This window comes from Pedobacter sp., assembly GCF_035317785.1.
In the GTDB taxonomy this organism is placed as follows: domain Bacteria; phylum Bacteroidota; class Bacteroidia; order Sphingobacteriales; family Sphingobacteriaceae; genus Pedobacter.
Genome location: NZ_DATHGC010000221.1, coordinates 1 through 3,066, shown reverse-complemented (window position 1 = coordinate 3,066; position 3,066 = coordinate 1). Strand labels below are relative to the sequence as shown.

General features: G+C 48.3%; 1 protein-coding gene and 1 pseudogene. Both read right to left on the bottom strand.

All coding sequences use genetic code 11. The annotated features are described in order from the left end of the window. Positions 1-2,413 (bottom strand): hypothetical protein (locus tag VK541_RS13435; RefSeq protein ID WP_324370844.1); only part of this gene is annotated, 2,413 nt, incomplete at its 3' end. Positions 2,414-2,482: 69 nt separating this feature from the next. Then, positions 2,483-3,066, bottom strand: a pseudogene (locus VK541_RS13430) (carboxypeptidase-like regulatory domain-containing protein); the annotation flags it as partial.

The window sequence follows — 3,066 nt, the reverse complement described above, 5'->3', positions numbered from 1 at the left end:
CCGCATTAAAAAAGCTGGAGCTTGCCCTTCCGCTTGCAAAAGTCTTGATCTTAGGGTTCCAGTAGATGGTCGACCGCAGGTCTGGCAGCTGATGACCCAAGGCAGGTCTGTCATAACGTGATGAATAAAACTCCCTGGCCTTATTGAAACCCTTTGGTTTAATATTGGCAATACCAGGAGTGTACCTCGTCCGGTAATTGCCTGACTTGGTATAAATGGCCATCACATACAGAGCATCACGCCCCCTGGCCAGCCTGAAACTGATGCCCCGGCTGATGAATGAAAAATAGATTTTATCGATATTTGAGCCGTCACCGTCAAACAAATTGGCATAGTCCTCAAATTGCGGCATAAAACCATCGATCATCACTGTATAAGGATGACCGTCTTTGGTCATAGGTGCCCAGCCGCCACTTGCGAAAACAAAATTCACGCTTCTGTTATTGTCCATTTCCTCGATACACTCTTTAAGCGTCCGGCATGGCTGGCCTTTTTTTGGCCTGAACACCTGGTCGGCCTGACTTTCTCTTATCGTGCTCCCGAAAGGTGTCTTTGTAGCCCTGATGTGCACTTCCTTCAGCCTGTTCACCCGATTCAGTCCACTGGTCCTTGCCAAAAGCTCGTCCTGCTTTTTACTGTTCTCCAGGTACACCTTCGTATCTTGCGCGATATCGTCGCTAAAGCCCGGTTTATTTTTATTTTCAGTCATTCCCTGCTCAGGAACTTCATCCAGGATTACTTCTGTTTTCTTTCCGTTCTTTGCGGTACGGCCCTGCACGGCAAACTTCAGGCTGTCTGCCAGCATGATCGGTTTATAAGCAAACCGGCCGCTGGCGTCTGTCCGTGTGTTTTCAATAAATCCCGGTGACAGCGACATCACCGTTACCGTACCATTGACCACAGGCGTACCCGACAGGGTGAGGACCCGGCCGGATATTTCTGTGCCGAGAGACTCTGCTTTGTACAATGGTTTATTTGCAGAAGTTGTGCTGAGTATTTCTTTCCAGGCAAACCGGCGATAACCCTGCGTCAGCATCAGGTTGTCCAAAGCTTTGTTTACCTCGTAAGATTCTTTTGTGAAATAATAATTGGGCTGCTCAATGTACCCTTTGATATCCGAGCTGAGCAGCAGGCTGGACAGCATCGTATTTTCACTGGCCTCATCAAGCGGCACCTTGCTTTCATCAATCACCGAGACCGAAAAGTTGCCCGGAACAGCCTCACCAAAACTGTTAACGGACTCCAGGTCTATGGTGACCTTTTCCCTGCTTTTATAGATCTTTTTAGCAGAACTGATGTCGAGTTCCATCCCGTCATTGCTTTTTATAAAAGCGATCCGCTCGTTTAAAGGCTCGCCCCGTCCGTCAAAAATCGTAAACTGGGCGATGCCTGTAGGAAAATCACGTTTGGGAACCCATACTGAGGTGATCACTTTGGCGATCTTCACCTGCGAGGCAAAAATGGTCTCTCCACCGGACTGCACCACCAGGCTGACCGATTGCGGCATCTGAAAAGTTCCTGACACGGTCTTGATCCGCACTAAAACACTGTCACGCCTGGGCTGAAAAACACCCAGTGTATAACCCTGATCCGCAGCACGGGGCAGGGCAATGGTTTTTACCGAACCATCTGCAAAAGTCATCCTGACACTGTAGGTCTTACCAGTCTGCGGCCTGATGTTGAACACCCCCATTCCGGCATGCAAACTCTCAAAACTGGTTATTTCCTCTCCAGAGTTGTCCAGCACCTGCCCTTTTACGGCAACTCCGCGACCAAGTACCCCTACGGCTTTAAACCCGATGCGCGAGTTAACCCCATTAAGCATATTGCCCCCCTCGGGAAAAAACTGGACCTCGCTTTTGGAAAGAGAATCCGGTGGCAGGTCTGCCTTAGACTTATTTCCCCTTCCAGCCTGATGGGTCTTTGCCCTGCTTTTTCCTGCGGCGCTGCCAGGACTGTCTGTACCTAAAAGATCGCCGACAGCAAAGGTATGGTCAAAGAAATACGCTGGCCCCGCATTGCGCATCCATTGCGTATATGCCCTGATCCGAAAATTACCTGCCTTATACTCATCGCCCAGGGTAAAATCGCCCATGGCCATTCCAGCTGTCAACGGCAGCTTGACGGAGTTGAGCAAAGAGTCTTTTTCATCGATCAGCTCTACATAAAGCGCTCCGCTCAGTTTGGACAACTGGTGGCTGCTGCCAACGGTGACATAAGCCTTAAACCAGACTGTGTCGCCAACTGCATAATAAGGCTTGTCCATATGCAGGTATACTTTCTCCTGCGGATTGTCGTCTGTCCAGCGCTCAAGCGCGGTGACAAACCTTTCCACAGGTTCTGCCATCCGCGGCGCAAAAGCAAGCAATGCGGCGGCAGTAATAAACAGTAAAACAAATAATGGACGTTTCATAACTGTTATTTTTTGAGAGGTTAATAATTAATTTATGACAGCGAATTACATATTAAGGCATCAGGGCTGTTATTTATAAGGCATTAAGTAATCCAAGGGAACCATATCGCCTACCATTTTGTAAGCCCAGACACCCTCATACAAAAGGGAGCCGGGGTCGTTCACAACACCGCTTTCATAAAAGCCCACCCATTTGCCGAGCTGATAGGCCAGTGAAATCTGGTTCCTGCCCAAATCATCTGGCCTTTTGATCTTATACTCGGGGTGCCTGTTGAAATCTGCGGTTTCTTTTTCCTTCTCATAAATGATATACAGCGCATCCTTAAAACTCATGGTTTTCATGTGCGCTGATCTGGGGCTGACCAGTGAATCTAAAGGCACTTCTTTTCTAACGAGTACTTCCAGCGTATCCGCTTCCTTTTTCATGTTCAGCCAATACTTCAGTGAATCTTTTGCTTTTCTTACCTTGATGCCCTTACGCAGGTTTTCAGAAAAAAGCTTAATTCTTTTGTCAATCACAGGGTCTGCAGGCCTTTTGGGATTAGGAGCTTTGACCATCTTATTGATCAGAAAACCCTCTGCCTTACTGGTGCCCTTGTACAGCGAAGTAAAGAAATGTTGTGGTGAACCTGCATAGGCCAGCCTGCGCTTCT